The organism is Streptomyces sp. NPDC060028, assembly GCF_042736725.1.
Classification (GTDB): Bacteria; Actinomycetota; Actinomycetes; order Streptomycetales; family Streptomycetaceae; genus Streptomyces.
Window position 1 is genome coordinate 59539 of the sequence record NZ_JBHWVJ010000016.1, and the last position, 19446, is coordinate 78984.

20 protein-coding genes are annotated in these 19446 nt (G+C 71.4%); 6 read left to right on the forward strand and 14 right to left on the reverse strand.

Translation table 11 applies throughout. From position 1 onward, the window contains the following. Positions 1 to 10: 10 nt before the first annotated feature. The 4 genes from ACFWBF_RS11325 to ACFWBF_RS11340 form a co-directional block, all read right to left on the reverse strand. On the reverse strand, positions 11 to 1240 hold the full coding sequence (locus ACFWBF_RS11325) for an MFS transporter (protein WP_385598713.1): 1230 nt from the start codon (positions 1238 to 1240) through the stop codon (positions 11 to 13). 176 nt (positions 1241 to 1416) lie between these two features. Continuing rightward, positions 1417 to 2598, reverse strand: coding sequence for a GTP-binding protein (locus ACFWBF_RS11330; protein WP_385598717.1), 1182 nt, complete (start codon positions 2596 to 2598; stop codon positions 1417 to 1419). A gap of 4 nt (positions 2599 to 2602) precedes the next feature. Further along, complete coding sequence (gene rpmF, locus ACFWBF_RS11335; RefSeq protein ID WP_385598720.1) at positions 2603 to 2773, reverse strand: 50S ribosomal protein L32; 171 nt, start codon at positions 2771 to 2773, stop codon at positions 2603 to 2605. A 63-nt stretch (positions 2774 to 2836) separates the two neighbouring features. Beyond that, entirely contained in the window at positions 2837 to 3220 is a 384-nt protein-coding gene (locus ACFWBF_RS11340; protein WP_385598723.1) for a hypothetical protein, read from the reverse strand. Between the two features lie 46 nt (positions 3221 to 3266). Between ACFWBF_RS11340 and ACFWBF_RS11345 the strand changes: the two genes are divergently transcribed. Then, a complete protein-coding gene (locus tag ACFWBF_RS11345; protein WP_385598726.1) occupies positions 3267 to 3818 on the forward strand; it encodes a metal ABC transporter permease in 552 nt (183 codons plus the stop codon). Here ACFWBF_RS11345 and ACFWBF_RS11350 read toward each other — a convergent pair. From ACFWBF_RS11350 to ACFWBF_RS11390, 9 genes are all read right to left on the reverse strand, one after another. Then, positions 3813 to 5045, reverse strand: coding sequence for an MFS transporter (locus tag ACFWBF_RS11350; RefSeq protein WP_385598729.1), 1233 nt, complete (start codon positions 5043 to 5045; stop codon positions 3813 to 3815). The two genes, ACFWBF_RS11345 and ACFWBF_RS11350, sit on opposite strands and share 6 nt — an antisense overlap. Positions 5046 to 5132: 87 nt before the next feature. Beyond that, a complete protein-coding gene (locus tag ACFWBF_RS11355) occupies positions 5133 to 6173 on the reverse strand; it encodes an ABC transporter substrate-binding protein (protein WP_385598732.1) in 1041 nt (346 codons plus the stop codon). 4 nt (positions 6174 to 6177) lie between these two features. Then, a complete protein-coding gene (locus tag ACFWBF_RS11360) occupies positions 6178 to 6978 on the reverse strand; it encodes an ABC transporter ATP-binding protein (protein WP_385598848.1) in 801 nt (266 codons plus the stop codon). Positions 6979 to 7013: 35 nt separating this feature from the next. Then, positions 7014 to 8027, reverse strand: coding sequence for a FecCD family ABC transporter permease (locus ACFWBF_RS11365; protein WP_385598851.1), 1014 nt, complete (start codon positions 8025 to 8027; stop codon positions 7014 to 7016). Positions 8028 to 8251: 224 nt separating this feature from the next. After that, positions 8252 to 9589, reverse strand: coding sequence for a YcaO-like family protein (locus tag ACFWBF_RS11370; RefSeq protein WP_385598735.1), 1338 nt, complete (start codon positions 9587 to 9589; stop codon positions 8252 to 8254). Between the two features lie 19 nt (positions 9590 to 9608). After that, positions 9609 to 10982 (reverse strand): YcaO-like family protein, encoded by a 1374-nt coding sequence (locus ACFWBF_RS11375; protein WP_385598738.1) that lies wholly within the window; start codon positions 10980 to 10982, stop codon positions 9609 to 9611. Continuing rightward, positions 10979 to 12562 (reverse strand): CocE/NonD family hydrolase, encoded by a 1584-nt coding sequence (locus ACFWBF_RS11380; protein ID WP_385598741.1) that lies wholly within the window; start codon positions 12560 to 12562, stop codon positions 10979 to 10981. Before ACFWBF_RS11380 ends, ACFWBF_RS11375 begins: the two co-directional genes overlap by 4 nt. Further along, positions 12559 to 13389 (reverse strand): hypothetical protein, encoded by an 831-nt coding sequence (locus ACFWBF_RS11385; protein ID WP_385598744.1) that lies wholly within the window; start codon positions 13387 to 13389, stop codon positions 12559 to 12561. Before ACFWBF_RS11385 ends, ACFWBF_RS11380 begins: the two co-directional genes overlap by 4 nt. 127 nt (positions 13390 to 13516) lie before the next feature. Then, on the reverse strand, positions 13517 to 13705 hold the full coding sequence (locus ACFWBF_RS11390; protein ID WP_385598747.1) for a streptamidine-related RiPP repeat protein: 189 nt from the start codon (positions 13703 to 13705) through the stop codon (positions 13517 to 13519). 719 nt (positions 13706 to 14424) lie between these two features. Between ACFWBF_RS11390 and ACFWBF_RS11395 the strand changes: the two genes are divergently transcribed. Beyond that, positions 14425 to 14733: a hypothetical protein gene (locus tag ACFWBF_RS11395; RefSeq protein WP_385598750.1), complete on the forward strand. Its 309-nt coding sequence runs from the start codon at positions 14425 to 14427 to the stop codon at positions 14731 to 14733. Between the two features lie 401 nt (positions 14734 to 15134). Here ACFWBF_RS11395 and ACFWBF_RS11400 read toward each other — a convergent pair whose 3' ends face one another. Further along, on the reverse strand, positions 15135 to 15809 hold the full coding sequence (locus ACFWBF_RS11400) for a DedA family protein (protein ID WP_385598753.1): 675 nt from the start codon (positions 15807 to 15809) through the stop codon (positions 15135 to 15137). 152 nt (positions 15810 to 15961) lie between these two features. Between ACFWBF_RS11400 and ACFWBF_RS11405 the strand changes: the two genes are divergently transcribed. From ACFWBF_RS11405 to efeU, 4 genes are all read left to right on the forward strand, one after another. Continuing rightward, positions 15962 to 16333, forward strand: coding sequence for a BlaI/MecI/CopY family transcriptional regulator (locus tag ACFWBF_RS11405; protein WP_385598756.1), 372 nt, complete (start codon positions 15962 to 15964; stop codon positions 16331 to 16333). Further along, a complete protein-coding gene (locus ACFWBF_RS11410; protein ID WP_385598759.1) occupies positions 16330 to 17268 on the forward strand; it encodes a M56 family metallopeptidase in 939 nt (312 codons plus the stop codon). Before ACFWBF_RS11405 ends, ACFWBF_RS11410 begins: the two co-directional genes overlap by 4 nt. A gap of 158 nt (positions 17269 to 17426) precedes the next feature. After that, positions 17427 to 18578: an iron uptake system protein EfeO gene (gene efeO, locus ACFWBF_RS11415; protein ID WP_385598762.1), complete on the forward strand. Its 1152-nt coding sequence runs from the start codon at positions 17427 to 17429 to the stop codon at positions 18576 to 18578. A gap of 21 nt (positions 18579 to 18599) precedes the next feature. Further along, positions 18600 to 19445, forward strand: a complete 846-nt coding sequence (gene efeU, locus ACFWBF_RS11420) for an iron uptake transporter permease EfeU (protein ID WP_385598765.1) — start codon at positions 18600 to 18602, stop codon at positions 19443 to 19445. Position 19446: the final 1 nt, after the last annotated feature.

Below are 19446 nucleotides of genomic sequence, written 5' to 3' on the forward strand. Positions count from 1 at the left end.
TCCACGGGGCTCAGCGACGCCGGGAACTGATGAGGAGCCCGGTCAGGGCGATGCCCATCCAGGCGGTGAGGTAGGTGAAGGCCGCGGTCGGGGAGACGGCGGTCCAGAGGATTCCGGCGATGGCGCTGGCGGCGAGGTTGCCGAGGGACTGGACGGTGGGGAGCATGCCGAAGGCGGAACCGCGCAGGTCCTTGGGGGCGAGGGCGGCGACAGCCGAGTGCTGGGCGGTCTCGACCGCGCCGATGCCGGCACCGGCCAGGACGAACGGGATCACGAGAAGCCCGATGGCGGTGGCGTCGACGGTGAACAGGCCGTAGGAGAGCGCGAATGCTGCGACTCCGCCGGCCAGGACCAGGACCGGCCCGCGTCGGCCGAGCCGGTCGGAGAGCCGGCCGGCCGGGACCGAGGCGATGGTGGCGGCTACGTTGTAGGCGGTGTAGAGACCGAGCGCGATCGTCGTCGCGGTCTGCGTACCGTGTTCGGGAGTGAGTAGCTCCGAAGCGCGCAGGATCAGCAGGGTTGCGGCGACGTTTCCGACCTCGAATGCGGCAACAGCCGCCAGCAGCTTGCCGAGGTCGCCCTTGAGGACGGGCTTGACGCGGAGCTTGAGCGGGACTTTGTCCCGGCCTATGGGGCGCGGGGTCTTGCGGATCGCATAGACGATCGCGCCGGCCGCGAGGAGACCGGGGATGACGGAGAGGCCGATGGCCCACTGGACTCCCAGCCAGGCGACGAGGCCGAGGGCGAGGAGCGGGCCGAAGATCGCGCCGAGGTTGTCCATCATCCGCTCGAACCCGTAGGCCCGTCCGTACGCTTTCGCGGGAACGATGTCCGCCAGGAGCGCGTTTCGGGCCGGCACACGCAGGCCGCGAGCGGTCCACGCGGCAGCGCGAAGCAGACCGACCTGCCACACGGCCGTGGCCCCGGCGGTCGCCGCGCCCAGGACGGCGGTGGTCGCGTAGCCGCCGACTGCGACCTTGCGCCGCCTCGACGGGTCGTCGGTGAGAACGCCGCCGCCGAAGCGGGCCGCGCCCGCGAGGGCATCGGAGATCCCTTCGATCGCGCCGAGGGCGGCGGCCGGGGCTCCCAGGGTGGAGGTCAGCAGCGAGGGCAACAGAGCGGTGGGGATCTCGTGGCCGACGTCGGCGAGGAAGCTGGCGGATCCGATGCCCCTCACGCCCGGCGTGAGCCATTTCTCCTGGTCGGGGGTGATGTCGGCGGGCTGTGAGGTGTCGGTCATGGCTGGCAGTCTGCCCAGTCGCAGGTACCGGCGGGAACGGGAGGATCGGTCGAACCTGCCAGGCCTTTCCCGGCTGAGCAACGGAAAGAAGGCCGCCCCTGCACCGTTGGGTGGCAGGGGCGGTGATACCGGGCCGGGCAGTGCCGTGGCTGCGACCACTGCCCGGCCCGGAGTCTTCAGGCCTGCGGCACCGGCTCCAGGTGCTCGTACTCGCAGGTGTCATCGATGCCGAACGTGTCCCACGGTGGGAACGGGTCGCCGTGCGGCAGGGTTTCTCCGTCGGCCATCAGGCAGCCGGCCAGGGCGGCTTGCAGGGCTTCGGTGCGCAGTCCGGTTCCGATGAAGACCAGTTCCTGGCCCTGGGTGGTGTCCGTATCGCGGGCGCCGGAGGGCTCGAAGCGGGCCACGGCGCCGGCCTGCGACCAGAGACCGGTCGTGTGCATGCGGCTGGCCAGCCAGAAGAAGCCCTTGGAGCGCAGGATCTGGCCGAAGGTGCCGCTGTCGAGGCCTTTGGTGACGAAGTTCCACAACCGGCCCGGGTGGAAGGGGAGGTCGGAGCGGAAGACGGCGGAGGAGATCCCGTACTCCTCGGTCTCCGGGACGTGGTCACCGTTGAGTTCCATGACCCAGCCCGGGGCCTCCTGAGCGCGCTCCAGGTCGAACAGCCCGGTCCCGAGGACCTCGTGGAGCTCCACGCGTCCGCGGGTGGCGGGCACGATCTGCGCGACGGGGTTGAGGCGGGAGAGGGCTGCTCGGAGCCGGTCGGCGCTGCGCTTGCCGACCAGGTCGAGTTTGTTGAGCACGATGACGTCGGCGAACTCGATCTGGTCCATCAGGAGGTCGCTGACGGTGCGCTCGTCGTCCTCGTACTGGTCGAGTCCGCGCTCGGCGAGGCCGTCCCCGCCGGTCAGTTCGGGCAGGAAGTTCGCCGCGTCGACGACCGTGACCATGGTGTCGAGCCGGGCGAGATCGCCGAGGGTGGCGCCGTCGTCCCGGGGGAAGGCGAAGGTGGCCGCCACCGGCATGGGCTCGGAGATGCCGCTGGACTCGATGAGGAGGTAGTCGAAGCGGCCCTCGCGGGCGAGGTGGTCGACCTCCTCCAGCAGGTCGTCGCGCAGGGTGCAGCAGATGCACCCGTTGGTCATCTCGACCAGGCGCTCCTCGGTGCGCGACAGCGCGGCCTCGCCACCGCGCACGAGGGCGGCGTCGATGTTGATCTCGCTCATGTCGTTGACGATGACCGCGACGCGCAGGCCCTCGCGGTTGCCCAGGATGTGGTTGAGCAGGGTGGTCTTGCCCGCGCCGAGGAATCCGGACAGGACGGTGACGGGCAGACGGCCGTCGGTGGCGCCGGTCATCGACTCAGCCCTCGGGGCGCAGCAGGCCGCGCTCGTACGCCTTCAGCAGCCGCTGCGGCACGAGGTACACGGAGCCGTTTATGGTGAGGGGCGCCAGCTGCGGGGTGGTGGCCTTCCACTGGGCGCGGCGGTGGCGGGTGTTGCTGCGGGACATCTTCCGCTTGGGAACGGCCATGGCGAATCTCCTCGGTAGGCGAACGATCGCAGACGCTATATGAAAATGGATTCCATTGCCAAATTAGGGCGTGAGCAGGGTTAGCGGATCCTCGTCAGTGACCTGCTCGACGGAACGGTGCAGCGTCCAGTGCCGAGCTTTGCCGTTCATGGGCAGCGCGGTCACGGTGGTCTTGACGGGTGGCCGACCGGGTTCGGTGGAGGCGAATTGCCGGATGATGACGGCCGTGTCGTCGTCGAGGCCCAGCAGGCGGTGTACGGCGTCTTTGAGGCTGGACAGGTGCGGTGATCGGTGGGACAGGGGAATGCCTGGCGGCATGGATCGCTCACCTTCGGTGGGTCGGCAGCGTGCGCAGATGCCGCTGAGCTCGATGGTGTGCTCAAGGTCGGTGAAGCCGCCGCTGCGGCCGGCGTGGGCGGCCCAGCGCTCCACGACATTGGTGTTCACCGGCCGGCTGCGTCCTCATTCAGATCTATCTCGGAGGCGCTGTCGTGTGCCTGGTGGTCTTGCCTGTGCGTCCTCGCCCTGTCCCGCCGACGCGAGCAGCTTCAGCAAGAACCTCGAAGCCTTCATGACCGGCTCGATCGTCACCGTCACCAGCCAGGACCTGGCCACCACGGCATGCGTAGGCGCCGTAGTGCTCGTTGTCCTCCTCGCGCTCCACAAGGAGCTGCTGTACGGGGCGTTTGACCCCGAGAGGCAGCGCGCCGCCGGCTATCCGGTGGCCGCCCTCGACCTGCTGATGCTGCTCCTGGTCGAAGCGGTGATCGTCGTCACTGCCCCGGCCATCGGCGTCATGCTGGCCATGGCCCTGATCGTCGGCCCCGCCGCCACCGCCTGCCTGTGGACCGACCGCATCCGCACCACGACGCTCATCTCGAGGGGCGTCGGCACCGGCTCCTGCGCGCTCGGCCTGGAGCTGTCCACGCGGTGGAACCTCGCGGCGGGCGGCACCATCACCCTTGTGATCGCGGCAGTCTTCCTCCTCTCCTTGCCGTCGCTGCGCACAGCGGCGTACGTCGCTACGGTGGCGCCTGCCCTATGAGCAGACGACTTCCTCGGTCAGGGCCTTTCGGCGTAGCTGCGTGGTCAGTCCTGCCGCCAGAGAGGTGAGCGCGGCCAGGCAGGCGAGCAGGAGTGCGGTCCGCACGCCCACCGCGTCGGCGAGTACGCCCGCGGCGGCCGCGCCGAGGGGCTGGCTGCCCCAGGCGATCATCCGAGCCGTGGTGTTGACCCGCGCCTGGAGGTGGTCGGGGGTGAGCCGCTGGCGGATGACGATGCCGTTCAGGCTCACGAGGGTGTTGGAGGCCTGCCACGCGGCCAGGGCGGCGAGGCCCACGGCGAGTCCGGGCGACTGGGCCCAGCAGGCGAGGAAGAAGGCGTTGGCGGCGAGTCCGGCGAGGGTGATCCAGCCGACGGGTACGGTCTGCTGGAGCCGGGGCAGTGCGGTGGCGGCGATGAGTGCGCCGGTGGCGGCCGCTGCCCAGAAGAGGCCTATGCGTCCGTCGTCGAGGCTCAGGTCGAACCGGCGGACGGCGGTGACCACTATGAGCCCGACGACGGCGCCTTCGGTGAAGCTGTTGCCGATGCCGAGAAGGGTCAGGGGGCGCACGATCGGGTGCCCGCGTATGTAGCGCAGCCCCTCCGCCATCTCCCCGACGAGTGCGCGGTGTGCGGGTGGCCGGTCGTCAGCTGCGGTGCGATCGGCCACGGCGAGCGGGAGTCGGGTCAGGAGGAGCGCGGCGGCCGCGTAGCTGAGGGCGTCGAGCGTGACGGCGGCGGGGGCGCTCAGGGTGGCGACGAGGATTCCGGCGGCGGAGGGACCCAGCAGGCCGATCAGGGTGCTCGCGCTCATCATGCGTCCGGTCGCGCGGGCAAGGCCGTCGCGTCCCACGAGTGTGGTGAGGGCCCCGAACGCCGCGGCGTCGAAGAATACGAAGACCGCCGAGACCGCCGGTCCGGTCACCATGAGCTGCGCCGTGGTGAGCAGGTCGAGGGCGGCCGCGACCGGTATCGCGGCTATGAGGGCGGCGCTGCACCAACTGCATAGGCTCATCGTGCGGCGCCGGTCCCACCGGTCGGCGAGTGCGCCCGCCGGCAGGCCGAGCACGAGGTAGGGCAGGGCCTCCAGTGCGGTGAGCAGGCCGCTGAGCGACGCACTTCCGGTGCGTGTGTACAGCAGGACCGGCAGCGCGACTGCGGTGATCGAGGAGCCGGCCCAGGAGACGGCTCGCGCGGTGAGGAAGAGGCCGAAGCCGGTGCGGTGGGCCATGGTCGGGCTCCTGGGACGGTGGTGGGCGGACGCCCCTGGGGGTCGGGGACGGCCGGTTCCCCCAGGGGCGTGGTTCGGGGTGAGTGCTCAGGAAGCGTCGGGGTGCAGGGCCTTGGCGAGAGCCACGGTGCCGTCGACCGCGCGCAGTTCGGAGAAATCGGCGGCCGGCACCGCGACGAGCCGGTGGTTAACGACGGCCTTGGTGGCGCCGAGGTGGCTGCGCAGCCATGCCTCGGAGGCGGCGCGGTCCTCCTCGCCCGTGTAGTTGTAGACGAGGACGTCGGGGTCCTTCTTGGCGAGGTCCTCGGCGGAGTAGGGGCCGAAGTTGCTGCCTGCGGGCACGGTGGCGGTCAGCAGGTCGTTGCCTCCTGCCCGGCGCAGGATGTCGGTGTAGAGGCCGCCGGACAGTGCGTAGAGCTGTTTGTCGACGATCTGCACCATGGCGACCGGGGTTGCGGTCCGGGCGTCGACCGTCTTGTCGACGGCGGCCAGGCGCTCGCGCAGGGCGGTCGCGGCCTTTTGTGCCGGGGCCTTGGCGTCCAGCAGGGTCCCGAGTGCGGTGAGGTCCGCGGTCGTGGCGTCGAGGGTGGCGGTGCCGGTGGTCTGGGGGCAGAAGGCGCTGTCGATGTATACGGGGACGCCCAGCTTGGCCAGTTCGCCGATGGTGGGGAGCTTGGTGCCGTCGAACTGGTACTCGCCGTCGGCCAGGATGAAGTCGGGCCGGGCGGCGAGCAGGGCCTCCCGGGAGATTTCACCGGGCGCGAGGACCTTGAGCGACTTGTACGCATCGGCGTAGGCGGGCTTGGGCGGGGACTGGTTGGTCCAGGTCTGGCCGGCGATGCGGTCCTTCAGGCCGAGCTCCAGGAGAAGTTCGGTGTTGGAGGGGAAGAACGACACGATGCGCTCGGGTGCGTGGTCGACCGTGACGGTACGGCCGCAGTTCTTGGCCTGCGCCGGGTACGTCGTGCGGTTCCCGGCATCCGCCACCGCGGCGGCGGGCTTGCCGGAGTCGGCGGGAGCGGGCGAGCCGCATGCGGTGAGCAGGGCGGCGAGCCCTGCCGCCGTGCCGGCGAGGGCTGGTCGCGTCCGCCGGCGCAGGGACTGGGATCGGGCTGTGGGGTGGTTCATCTGGCTACTCCGTTGTTGCAGGTGCGGGGACGGGGGCGGGAAGGGGTGCGAAGCTCAACTGGGGTCGCCCGGTGCGCGGATGCGTGCCGAGCACGGCATCGACGTGAAAGACCTCGGCCAGCAGCTCCGGCGTGAACACGTCCCGCGGCGCCCCGGAGGTGACGAGGCGCCCGTGATGCAGGACGTGGACGCGGTCGCAGTACGCGGCCGCGAGGTTGAGGTCGTGCAGGGCGGTGAGCGTCGTGACGTTCAGGTCGCGGACGAGCTCCATCAGGTCCAGCTGTGTACCGATGTCGAGGTGGTTGGTCGGCTCGTCCAGCACCAGCAGTCCGCCTTGCTGGGCGAGGGCGCGGGCGAGCAGGACCCGCTGTTTCTCGCCGCCGGAGAGGGTGGCGTACGGGCGGTCCGACGTGTGCGCCATGCCGACGCGGTCCAGTGCCTCCTCGGCGATGCGGCGGTCGGTGGAGCGGTCGGCGGACCAAGGCGCGCTGTGCGGGGTCCGGCCGGCCGCGGCGACTTCGGCAACGGTGAAGTCGAAGGCGGCCGGATTCTCCTGGGCGACCACGGCCGTCCGGCGTGCGGCGGTGCGCGGGGTCAGGGTCCGCCACACGTCGTCACTGCCGACGAGTACCGCTCCCGAGCTGGGGCGCAGGGCCCGGTAGACGGCGCGGAGCAAGCTGGACTTGCCGCTGCCATTGGGTCCGACGATGCCCGCGATCTCACCGGGAGCCGCGTACAGGGTGGCAGCGGTGACGACCCGCGAGCCGCCGATGTCGAGGGTCACCGCCTCCAGGCGCGCTTCCATCAGCGGGGCGGGCGCCGACAGGGTCAGGTCGTTCATCAGGATTCCCCTCCCGCACGGTCGAGGCGCAGCAGCCACAGGAAGAAGGGAGTGCCGGCCACGGCGGTGAGGATGCCGAGGGGCAGTTCCATGGGCGCGGCGACGGTACGGGCCGCCACGTCGGCCAGTACCAGGAAGAGCGCCCCGGCCAGTGCGGCGGCGGGCAGCAGGGAGCGGTGGTCGGCACCGATGAGCAGGCGCACGCTGTGCGGCACGACCAGGCCGACGAAGGAGATGCCGCCGGCGACGGCGATGACGGCGGCCGTCAGTACGGCGGACACGGCAAGGAGTTGCAGCCGCAGCGCGTCCACCCGTACGCCGAGGAGGACGGCGGTTTCCCCACCCATCGCGAGGGCGTTGAGCGAGCGCCCGTGCAGCAGCAGCCACGCCGTGCAGGTGACGACGACTGCCGCGGGGAGACCGAGATCCTGCCACTGGGCGCCGGCGACCGAGCCGAGCAGCCAGAACAGCACCCCGGAGAGCTGGTCGGGCCGGGCCCGCAGCTGGAGGTAGCTGGTGGCCCCCTGGAGCAGGTAGGACAGGGCGACACCGGCGAGCACCAGCCGGGCGGGTGCGAGGGCGCCGTGTCTGCGGCCGAGGGTGACGACCAGCGCGAGGGTGGCGCAGGCTCCGGCGAAGGCAGCCGCGGATACCCCCAGGTGCAGCGGGCCGAGGAGGCCGGCCGGGGCGAGGGTGAGGACGGCGACGGCGGCGAGGGAGGCCCCGGAGGTGACGCCGAGGACGTAGGGGTCGGCGAGGGGGTTGCGTACGACGGTCTGGAGTACGGCGCCGGCGACGGCCAGTCCCGCGCCGGCGATCACCGCCAGCAGGGTCCGTGGTACGCGGGAGCCCCAGATGATGGCGTCATCGATGCCGCTGACCTGCGCGGGCCGTCCTGCGCCGGACAGGTGACCGACCAGGTCCTGCCAGACGTCGCCCATCGGCAGTGAGACCGCGCCGAGGGAGACCGAGGCAAGTGCGGCGACCGGCAGGAGCAGCAGCAGACAGGCCATCAGCCCGCGCACGCGCAGCACGCGGCGGGGAGCAGCCGTACGGACCGAGGTGTCCGGGGTGGGGTGGACGGCCCGGGCGGGACGAAGCCCGGCGCGGGGTCGGGACGGTGTGTTCGTCGCGCGCGGAGGGTCGGGCTCGCGCAGTGGGCCGGGAGGCGACGCCTCGTCGACTGCGTGCGGCGGGTTGGTCACGGCAGGCCCCTTCGGGGTGTCGATCAGGTAGGTCAGTGGGGCAGTGGCAGTGCCCGGCGCGGAGCTGTACCCAGGGCGGCGCCGAGCCGCTCGCCGCCGAGGAAGGGCATGCCGGAGGCCGTGTTGGAGTACAGGCCCGGGACAACCACGCGCACGACGCTCAGACCCGCCGCCCTGACATCGGGCGTCGTCACGTCCACGGCGATCACCTGGTGACCCGCCTTGCGTAGCCGCGCCACGAGCGCCTTGAGCGTTTCTCCGGCCGGGCGGCCCGGATCGATGGGCCTGGTGACCGGGCCGGCGGCGGGGGCCTCGGTCACCGCCAGCGCCAGTTCCCTCTCGAAGGTCTGCTGGACGTCCGGGTCGAGATAGAGCTGAAGGTGGCAGCCGTAGTCCACGACATCGCGAAGGTCCTCTCGGTAGACCGACCCGTAGTCGCGCTCCTTGCGCCATGGCTTGAGCGGGCTGCGCGGATCGGCGGCCGCCCGCATGTACGGCCCGTCGGGATCGTCGTAGTCGGCGCTGAACAGCTGGAGTTGCAAGGCCTCGCCGAAGGCCTTGAGGAGCGCGCCCTCGCGGTCTGCGCGAGCGGCGACGCCCAGGGTGAGATATCCGGTGGCCCTGTCACGGACGAGAGCCCCCGCGACCGGCATCCCGAACAGCTCGGGGAACGACACGAAGCGCGTGTCCAGGTCTCCGCCGGGGCCGCGGGCGAAACGCTCCAGCCACTGCGGCGGTGTGAGCGGGCGCAGACCGGCCCGCCCGTGCCAGCCGATGGTCATCGCGTCCCGCTCGACAACCTCGCCCAGCGCGCCGAGGCAGGCGTCCTCCCAGGTGGCGCCCGCGGCCAGACCCGCCTGGATAACCGGATTCGTCCGCGGGCCGCGCTGTTCGACATCGGCGGACACGTACGAGACCCAGACCAGGGACGCCGGGACGAGCACCGGTGCGCCGTCGGCGAGGTCGATGCCTTCGGCCCACTCCACTTCGAGGTCCCGGGTGAGCGCGGTCAGCGGAAAGCCCGCATCTGCGTACTGCTCGGCCCCGTAGAGCGCGAGGCTCTCCGGGTCGAGGGCGCGGGTTCCCTGCCCGCGCAGGTGCTGGTAGGAGGCGCGGACCAGGCCGCCGGGCACCAGATTGCCGCAGTACCGCTCGGCGGCCTCGCCGAGGGCCGCGCCGAGCACGGCATCCGGATCGGCGAACGCGTATCCGGCACCCGCCGCGTCGGCGGGCCAGGAGCAGAAGCGGGTGGTGTCGGACAGTTCGGAGGCGAGGAGTTCGAAACCGGCCGGGAAGCGGTCGGGGACGGCTCGGGGGGTGAGCTGGCGCACGATTCCGGTACGTGGATCGGTCAGCAGGGGGTAGGGCATGGAGATCCTCGGGTCCTCGTCAGGCCAGCGGCAGGGGGTGGGGGTACAACTCGTCCTGGCGCAGCGGCCTCCGGACCAGGCCGAGTTCGGCCGGTACGCGGTAGAGCCGCTCACCGCCCAGGTAGGGGAAGGCCGGGGGCGCGTTGCCGACGAGCCCGGGGACGACGACGCGTACGACGGCCAGCCCGGCCGCGGCGACGTCGGGGGTCGTCAGGTCCACGCTGTACGCGCGCAGCCCGGCGGCCGCGAGGCGCTCCAGGTAGACGCCGCGTGGGTCGTCCTCCCGTACCGCCGGGACCTCGCGGAATGTGGTGTGGGCCGGTCCGCGCAGGTGGTCCAGCGGGGCGCCCTGCATCCGGGGGTCCAGGTAGAGCTGGGCGATGGCCGGCAGGTCGGTCAGGTCGCGGTAGTCCCTGCGGAACGCGTCCCGGTAGCTGCGGTCGGCGCGATACGGGCGGAAGACGTGGCTCTCCAGGGTCCCGGAGCCGACGGCCTGCCAGACCTCGCTACCGGGCTCGGCAAGCTGCCGGGTGAGCGAGTACAGGCCGTACGCCTCGACCAGCGCCTTCTCCGCGGCGAGTTCGGGGGTCGCCCGGCAGGCGCTGCCGAAGGCGACCATGCCGCGCTCCGGGTCCTGGAGGAAGGCGGCGGCCACCGGTACGCCGAACTCGGACGGGATGTGTAGCAGGCGGACCGACGGGCCGGGTCCCTCGCCCGGGGCGGGCCCGCCGAGGCGGGCCGTGACCGTCGCGGCGTCGCTGAACGCGGGGGCTTCGGCACCGGTGCTCCACCAGAGGGTGGTGGCATCGCGTTCCATCAGCTCTTCGAGGGCGAAGCGCTCGGCGTGGGCGCGGTTCTCGCCGGCGGCGATCCCGGAGTAGACGAGGGAGTGGGTGGCGGGTTCGGCGGCGCGCGGGCCGTGGAAGTAGTCCAGCCAGGCCAGTGAGGCGGGCACCGTCACCTCTCCGCCGTCGTGCAGGTCCCGGCCCGCAGTCCAGGCCACGGGCAGGTCCCGTGTGAAGGGGGTGAAGGGGAAGCCGGGGGTGGCGTACTGGCCCGGGGAGTAGAGCGCGAGTATCTGCGGATCCACAGCCTGGTGGCCGAGGACCGTCAACTCGCGGTAGGAACACATGCGCAGGCCGCCGGGGATGGCGTTGCCACAGTACCGTTCCACGGCCTCACCGACGGCGGCCCGCCGCGCCCGCTCGCCGTCTCCGGCGGAGGCGCCGAAGCCGAAGCGGTCGGCCAGCCAGGGCGCGAACACATCGGTACGGCCGACGCTCGCGCCGTAGCCGACCCACATCCGGGGCAGTCCGGGGCGGCGGCGCTGCGGTTCCAGCCGGGTGATCAGCCCGGTCCGTGCGTCGAGCAGAGGGGAAGCTGCGGCGTTCACGGGGTGGGCTCCTCGGCGGTGGCGACGGGCAGTATCAGGCGGGTGCCGTCCACCGGCCGGGTGCGTACGGTCTGCTCCGCGATGGCGCAGACCGTGCCCCGATAGCGGTCCGCGCCGGTGCCGAGGGAGCGGGCCAGTCGGGGGAAGTCACTGCTCGTGACCTCCAGTTGGAGGCGTGAACCAGCGGGCACGGTGACATCCAGGGGAGTGAGTTCGATCGTGTACGGGCCCGCGCCCCGCGCGTGTCCGGTGTCCACGCTGCCCTGGGCGAGCTCCAGCCAGCGGCCATCGGCGGTGATCTCGCTCCAGCGCACGATCCAGTCCGTCGAGGCCGCGCTGGAATCGGCATCCAGCACGACGACCGGGTTCCCGGCGACCGTCATCGGCGCCTCCAGCGCCGCGCTGGTGAACCGTACGGCGTCGCGCCGGGCTGCCAGCGGCGCCCGGTCGACACCCGGTGCGCGGGAGGGGTAGGGGTCCGCGGGATCGTAGAGGAACCGGACAGCGCCGGCGGCGGCAACGGCATGCGGCGCGAGCGTCCCGTCCGGGTGTGCGTGCCAGACGGCTTCGGTGGAGGCCGGCGGCCACGACGCACCCGTGCGCCACCGGTCCGCGCCCACGGTGAACACCCGCGTCCCACTGGTCCCTTGACCCGTTCCGCCGAGCACGTGTCGCAGCCAGCCGACCTGGAGCGCCCCCAGGTCGAGGCGTCCCTGCGCTCCGTGTTCCCGGTCCCCGATCCGGGTGCCGGGAGTGTACGCGAGGTCGTGGCCCCACGGGCCGATCACCAGGGCACGGGACGGACGCGGGGTCAGGGCGCTGCCCGCGTGGTGGAAGTGCTCCAGCACTTCGTCGACGAGGAGGTCGTACCAGCCGCCGATGTGCAGGGCAGCCGCCGGAAGGTATTCGAGTTCGCCGGTGTCCGGGCCCTCGGCCCGGTGGTCGGGACCGTTCTCGATCACCTGGGCCCAGCCGGGGAGGCGCGCACCGAGCCGGTCGGCGAGCTCCATGACGGGGAGGTGGTCCAGCAGTCCGGGGCGCTCACGGAACATGAGCGTGGTCAGACCGTCGCGGCTGGTGCGTCCGTCGGCACGCTCCAGCCACCAGGCGGCGTGCTCGGCCAGCCGCAGGATGCCGCCGCGCTCGAACTTGGTACGGCCCAGCGCCATCGACGGCCCCATGCTGACCACGGCCCGAACCGCGTCCGGGCGTTCCGCGGCGAGAGCCCAGGCGGTGTTGCCGGCGTACGAACCGCCGTAGGCGACGAGCCGTCCGTCGCTCCAGGGCTGCTTGAGGATCCAGTCGGCCAGGGCCGCGCCGTCGCCGCGCTCGTTGTGGTACGGCTGCCAGGTTCCGTCCGAGTCGTAGCGTCCCCGCACGTCCTGGACGACGTAGGCGAAGCCCCTGCGCCGCCAGCCCGCACCCTCGGCGAGGTGGCTACTGCGACCGTACGGCGTACGGGTCACCACGGTGGGGACCGGCCAGGCGCTGTGCGGGGGGAGTTGCATGTCCAGGGCGAGGGGAGTGCCGTCCCAGCCGGCCACGCGCTCATTGGCCCGGACGGGCATGGGGGCGTTCATCCCGCGGCTCCCGCGGTGACGGGAAGGGGCAGTACGAGGTGCTGGGAAACCGTGGCAGTGGACGCATCCACGACCAACTGCACGTTGCGGGCCGCCGGTGTACCAGTCGTGCGCAGGCGCAGCAGGTCCTCGACCAGCAGCCCCGCGAGTACGGCGGCAGCGGCGGGGCCGGGCCACGGAACGGGCGGCAGGGCGTCGCCGGTCGCATCGGCCGCGTGGCCGTGGTCCAAGTACGCCCAGTGTGCTGCCAGTTCGTCGGGCAGGCCGGCCGCAGCGAGGATGCGGCCGCGGGTATCGGCGTAGCCGACGGTGGATCCGGGGACGGAGAGGGGGCCGAGGACGAAGCGCAGCCCCTCGGCGTGGCAGCGGTGCCAGGTGGTGGCGTGGCTCTTGCACCAGTCGTCGATCTGCTGCCAGCGCGCATCAGGAAGCCACCCGGCGCAGGAGACGACGGAGTCGGCGGCGCGGATCACCTCTTCGTCAAGAGGCCCTGTGCTGAGGCGCGCTGTGGGCGGAAGGAGAGCCGCGACCGCGTGCGCGATCGGGTTGTCGCCCTCGATGTGGACGCTCCACGGTGCGGTGTCCGCGTCGGCAGCCTGCCCATCGGCGGCGGTGGTGAGTACGCCGCGTGCGTGGAGCGCAGCACGAAGGGCGCGGCCGTTTTCATCGACCTCGGCCGGATCGGCGGCGCCGTAGACGTGCTTCTGGGCGGCGGACAGCAACTCGTGCGGACCGCGGATGCGGGTGAAGTGCCCGTCTGGCGAGCTGTGCCGCCAGCTTCCGTCGGGGCCCGGGTACAGGTGGTGCCCGCGAGCGATGCGGTCCATGGGGATTGCCTTCCTCGGTGGTGCCATGCCGTTCCGTCGATGGGTGCCGCCACCCGTGGCCCGGCCGCGGGTGGCGGCGTCGTGCGGGTCAGGCACCGGGGACCGGCGCTGCCCGCTCAGCGACTGCTCAGGCAGTCCAGGAGAACGGGTTGTGCACGAGGGCGTTGGTGCCGGGGCCCTGCGGGGCGGCCAGCGAACCGTCCGCCGCCAGGTCCTCGAACGCGAACGGGTTGTGCACGAGGGCGTTGGTCCCCGGACCCTGCGGGGCGGCCAGCGAACCGTCGGCCTGGAGCTCCTCGAAAGCGAGCGACTGCATGCGTGTCCTCCATCTGTAAGTGAAAACGGTTGTCGTTTTCGTCAACGCCCAGAGATTAAGCACAACGCTTGCGCTGCGCAAGGCCCTGCCCGAAATCCGGACCGCGGCGCTGTCTCCAGCCAGGAACGAGCGCGGTGTGACCGCGCCAATACGGCCCCCTTGCGTGTTCGGGGGCTCAACGGTGAGGGCCGCGGCAGTGGTTCGGTCCCGTCTGCCTGTCCGACTTCACCGGCGCTTTGCCCGAGCCGGGCTCACGCCGTACGGGGGCGTCACGGCCGGTATCCGCGCTTCGGGTTGCTTGGGCCGCTGCGGGTGTGTCGGTCCGGCGGCCGGCCGGGGTTCGTCGGCGGGTGCTGCTCCGAGGGTCGTCGAGAGGGCAACCGCGGCGGCACCGGCGAGGTGCTGGAGGCGGCCCACCGTCCGTGCTGCTCGGTCACTTCCGGCCGGGCCGGGAGCACGCGGGGGCATGGGAGGGGCGGCGGGGTTGCCAAGTCCTCCCATGCCCCCTGGTTGGATCAGGCGGATGGCGCAGTGAGCGCGCCCAATCGCGCCCCTGGAGTGACCAACTCGCGGCCGTGGCCTGAGCGCGGGTGCGCACGCGTATGGTCCGGATCTTGGTCCGAAGGAGTGTTGGCGTCCCTCCCGGGCCACCGTCACCTCCTGAAGGTGGGCCGAAGGCTGCCTGACATGATCGCTCCCACGGAAGCGGGAGGGTCGACATGAGATTTGGCCTGTATTTCTCGGTACCCATCGGTGCGGCGGCGCTGTTGCTCGCCGCGTCCGGTGTTGCGGCGATCAGTCGAGGCTGGCTGCTGCCCTGGCAGCGCCGGCACATCGTCCGCCCGCGCTTGTTCGGCTGGGCCCAACTGCTCGTCGCCGTCGCGCTCGGCGTCCAGTTGGTCGGCCTTTTGGTGGTCGACTCCGCCTACCGGTCTGCCGTCACCATGCCGGGCGTCGTGGGTCTCCTCTTCGCTTTGGTCCTGAGCACACGCGCCCAGCGTCCGCCGCGTACCCGGCAGGGCGGCTGAGCGCAGCTCTCCGTAGGGCCTTCGACGTCGGGAGCATGCTCACGTGTCCGATCCGTGCGCGGACATCCAGGGAGTCCGTGGCTGTCCTACGGCTCCCGGGCGTGACAGGGTGCGGCGGAGGCGAGCGCGGCCGCAGTTCGCGGCGCATTGAGCGGAGCGTCGCCCGCCCCTTCGTGCGGCGCCGGAGCCGGAGCCAGGGTGAGGGACGGGGGCTACGGGGAAGGGGGCGTCGGCCGAGGACGCCGAGGGCGTTCCCTGCCGAAGGCATCTGGAATGTCCTCGATGATGATCCGCACCGCCGCTCCCTCCTCTGTCGGTCTGGCTCCGGAGGAGCGTATGCCACGGTGCGAGGCCGGTCCGGTGTGTCTCGCGCAGAGGGTCGCCGCTCCTGCCGAGTGGTGTCAGGCGCTGACGTCGGTGCGTGCGGCGCGACGGGAACGCAGCAGCTCCAGGCCCACCGGGATGAGGGACACGGCGACGATGACCGCGATGATCGGCAGCAGGTAGCGGTCGACGTTGGGAACGGAGGCGCCGAGTGCGTAGCCGGCCAGGACAAGACCGGTGGTCCACAGCAGGCCGCCCAGGACCTGCCAGAGGGCGAAGGTGCGGGCCGGTACGTTCAGGATCCCGGCGAGGGGGTTCAGTACGGTCCGTACGATGGGCAGGAAGCGGGCCAGGACGATCGCTTTCGCATACCCGTAGCGCTCGAGGATCTCCGCCGCCCGTGCGGCGCCCTCGCTGATCTTGCGGGACTTCGTCCGGGTCAGGAACGCGGGCCCCGCCTTGCGGCCCAGCAGGTAGCCGGTTTGTGCGCCGGCCAGGGCGCCGGCTGCGGAGGCGAGCAGGACCCAGGGGAGCGACAGGTGCCCAGGAGAGGTGGCCGATCCCGCGCACAGCAGTCCCGCGGTGAACAGCAGCGAGTCGCCGGGCAGGAAGAACCCGAGGAGAAGGCCGGTTTCGGCGAACAGGATGACCGCGATGCCGATCGTTCCGAAGGCGGCCAGCAGGGACTGGGCGTCGAGCAGGTTCACGGCAAGGTGCACCGGCGTTGCGGTGGCGAGCAGTGCAAGGGGCATCGGCACGGTCCCGTCGATAATGGTGGTCGGGGTGGGGCTCACCGCCGCAGACAAGAGCTCCCGTGTCGCACGGGGGCGGCTCACCCGCCTCATGTCTACAGAACAGTAGTCGGTCTACCTCACTGTAGACGACCTTGTGAGAGGAACGTTCCATGACGGACAGCTCGAGCGAACGCCGGCCCGCTGGTGAGCTGGAGTCCAGCGTCCTGGCTGCCCTGTGGGCTGCGGGGAAGCCGCAGTCGGCGGCGCAGGTCAGAGCCGCGATACCGCAGCCGCTTGCCCGGACCACGGTCGCGACGCTGCTCGCCCGGCTGTACGAGAAGGGCGTCATCGACCGGAACCCCGACGGAAGGGGTTTCGCGTACTTTCCGGTGCAGGACGCGCACGGCCTTACCGCTCGCCGGATGCACCGCGAGCTCGACCAGGACGGCGACCGCAGCGTCGTCCTGGCTCGGTTCGTCGAGGGGCTCAGCCCCGACGACGAGGCAGAGCTCAGGCGTCTGCTGGAGGGAGGCGGCCAGTGATCGCGCTGCTGCTCGTCCCTCTCCTGCTGCCCTGGTTCCTGCCGCCGCTCGCCCGGCGCACGGCCGCCCGTGTCAGGCCTGAGGTCGCTCTGGGGACGATCACCGCCGCTTCCGTGGTGCTCGCCGCCGGAGTCGTGGTGTGCCTGGGGTTCCTGCTGCTGCCCCTCGCCCTGACGATCCCGCCCGTGGTTGCCCTCGTGCACCTGGTTCAGCCGCTCCGGGCCGGTCCGGTGCATCTCGCGCTGGGTGTCTCTGTGCTGGCCGCCGGGACTGCCGCGGTGATCGCCGTCATCGTGATGCGGCGTGGACTGGCCGAGGCACAGCGGCTGCGCAGCGCGCACGGCGACATCGCTCATCTCCCGCACGCCGCAGGGCTGTGCGTGCTGGATGACCCCCGCCCGGACGCCTACGCCCTGCCTGGTCTGAAGGGGCCGGGCCGGGTCGTGGTGACCAGCGGCATGCTGCGGTCCCTGGACCCGGGGGAGCGGGAGGTGCTGTTGGTTCACGAACGCGCTCATCTCGCCTCGCGCCACTACCTCTTCCTCGCCGCCGCCCAGCTCGCCGGATGGTGCCATCCGGCGCTCGCCGCCGTCGTCCCCCAGGTGTCTTTCGCCGCCGAACGGGCGGCGGACGAATGCGCCGCTCGCGCCACCGGCAGCCGGGCGCTCACCGCACGCGCCGTGGGGCGCGCGGCACTGGCAGCCAGCGGTGGGACGGGGAGGGCGGGGGGCTCCGTGCTCGTTGCCCGTGCGGTCACCGGACCGGTCCCCGCCCGGGTGAAGGCGTTGCTCGCCCAGGCACCCGCCCGGCGCGTCGCCCCCGCACTGCTGGCCGTTGCTCTGTTGTGTTCGGCGGCGGGCGCGTCCTCGCTGGCGGGTGCCGTATGGCTGCACCGCGGGGTCGAAATCGCCCAAGGGGAGCACCCTGCCGACTGAAATCGGCTCCTCCGCACCTCTGGACGACCGCGTCTGTCAGCCTCCAGATCAATGGCGCTAAGGGAAGGCTTCCCTCACTGTCTACATGTGAGTAGACTCCGCGGCGGCCGGGCTTGATGTTCCCGGTGCTCTCATCCCCCGCGTGAAACGAGGCCCCGGTGTCCACTCGATCCCGTCACCTGCTGGCAGGCACCAGCACCGTCATAGCGGCGGTCGTATCGCTTTCGGGATGCGCCCAGAAGTCCGCGAGCGGCGACGGTGCGATCAGGGTGACGGCCTCGGACTCGGCCTGCGAGGTCTCCAAGGCCGAGTTCCCGGCCGGGCACCTCACCCTGGACGTGGAGAACACCGGCTCCAAGGTCACCGAGGTGTACGTGCTCTTCCCGGACGACCGGATCGCGGCGGAGCGCGAGAACATCGGCCCCGGCACCAAGACCTCGATCACCGCCGAGCTCCAGGGGGGCGACTACGAGATCTCCTGCAAGCCCGGTATGAAGGGCGACGGCATCCGCCGGAAGGTCACCGCCACCGGGCAGAACGCGGCCGCCAAGCGGAGCCCGGAGGCGGACGCCGCTGTCGCCGCCTACCGTTCCTATGTCCTCGAACAGGCGCAGGAGACCCTGCCGAAGGCCAAGGCGTTCGCCGACGCTGTCAAGGCCGGGGACCTCGAGGCCGCGAGGAAGCTCTACGCCCCCTCCCGCATCGGGTGGGAGCGCACCGAGCCGGTCGCCGAGTCCTTCGGCGACATCGACCCCAGGATCGACGTACGTGAGGACGGCCTGGAGGCTGGCCAGGACCCGGCGAAGGACTGGACCGGCTGGCACCGCCTGGAGAAGGCCCTGTGGCAGGACGGCAAGATCGGCGATTGGGAGAAGGAGCTCGCCGATCAGCTGATGACGGACCTGAACGCGTGGGGGACGAGGGTCGGCACCGCCGAGATCACCCCCACCTCCATGGCGAACGGAGCCAAGGAACTCCTCGACGAGGTGTCACGCAACAAGATCACCGGAGAGGAAGACCGCTACTCCCACACGGACCTCGTCGACTTCAAGGGCAACCTCGAAGGCGCCCAGAAGACGTATGAGCTCCTCAAGCCCGTCGCCGCGAAGAACGCCCCCCAGCTGGTGAAGGACCTCGACGGCCAGTTCGTGGCGCTGACCGCGCTGCTGGACAAGTACCGGAGCGGCACGAGCGGATACGAGTACGCCTCCTACGACAAGGTCGACGAGCCGCAGCGCAAGGAACTCTCCGACGGTGTGAACGCGCTCGCGGAGCCCCTGTCCAAGCTCGCCGCCGCCGTCGTCAAGTAGTCCGGAAGGACGCAGCCACTCATGTTCGGCAACTTCCTCATCGGACTGCGCGAAGGCCTCGAAGCGAGCCTCGTCGTCTGCATCCTCGTCGCCTACCTCGTCAAGACCGGCAACCGCCGCCAGCTCAGGCCCCTGTGGGCCGGAGTCGCCATCGCCGTCGCCGTCAGCCTCGCCTTCGGCGCGCTGCTCCAGTTCGGCTCCTCCACTCTGACCTTCCAGGCCAAGGAAGCCCTCGGCGGCACGCTGTCCGTCCTGTCCGTCGCCCTGGTCACCTGGATGGTGTTCTGGATGCGGCGTACCGCCCGGCACCTCAAGAGCGAACTTCAGGACAAGCTCGACGCCGCCCTCGCCCTTGGCACCGGCGCGCTCGTGGTGACCTCCTTCTTCGCGGTGGGCCGCGAAGGCCTGGAAACCTCGCTGTTCATCTGGACCGCGGTCCAGGCCACCGACGACGGCATCCGCCCCCTCGTCGGCGCCCTCCTCGGTCTCGCTGCCTCCGTCGTTCTCGGATGGCTCTTCTACAAGGGTGCCCTGCGCATCAACCTGGCCAAGTTCTTCCGCTGGACCGGCGCCATGCTGGTCGTCGTCGCGGCCGGCGTCCTCGCCTACGGGATCCACGACCTCCAGGAAGCCGACCTCCTGCCCGGCCTGCACAGCCTGGCCTTCGACATCAGCACCACCATCCCGCCCGACTCCTGGTACGGCACCCTCCTCAAGGGCGTCTTCAACTTCCAGCCCGATCCCACCGTGCTCCAAGTGATCGTCTGGAGCCTGTACCTGGCGCCGGTCATGGCCTTCTTCCTTGCCCCCGAGCGGGCCCGTTCCACTGCTCAGCCGCAGGCCGTGGGAGCGCCGACAGCGAAATAGG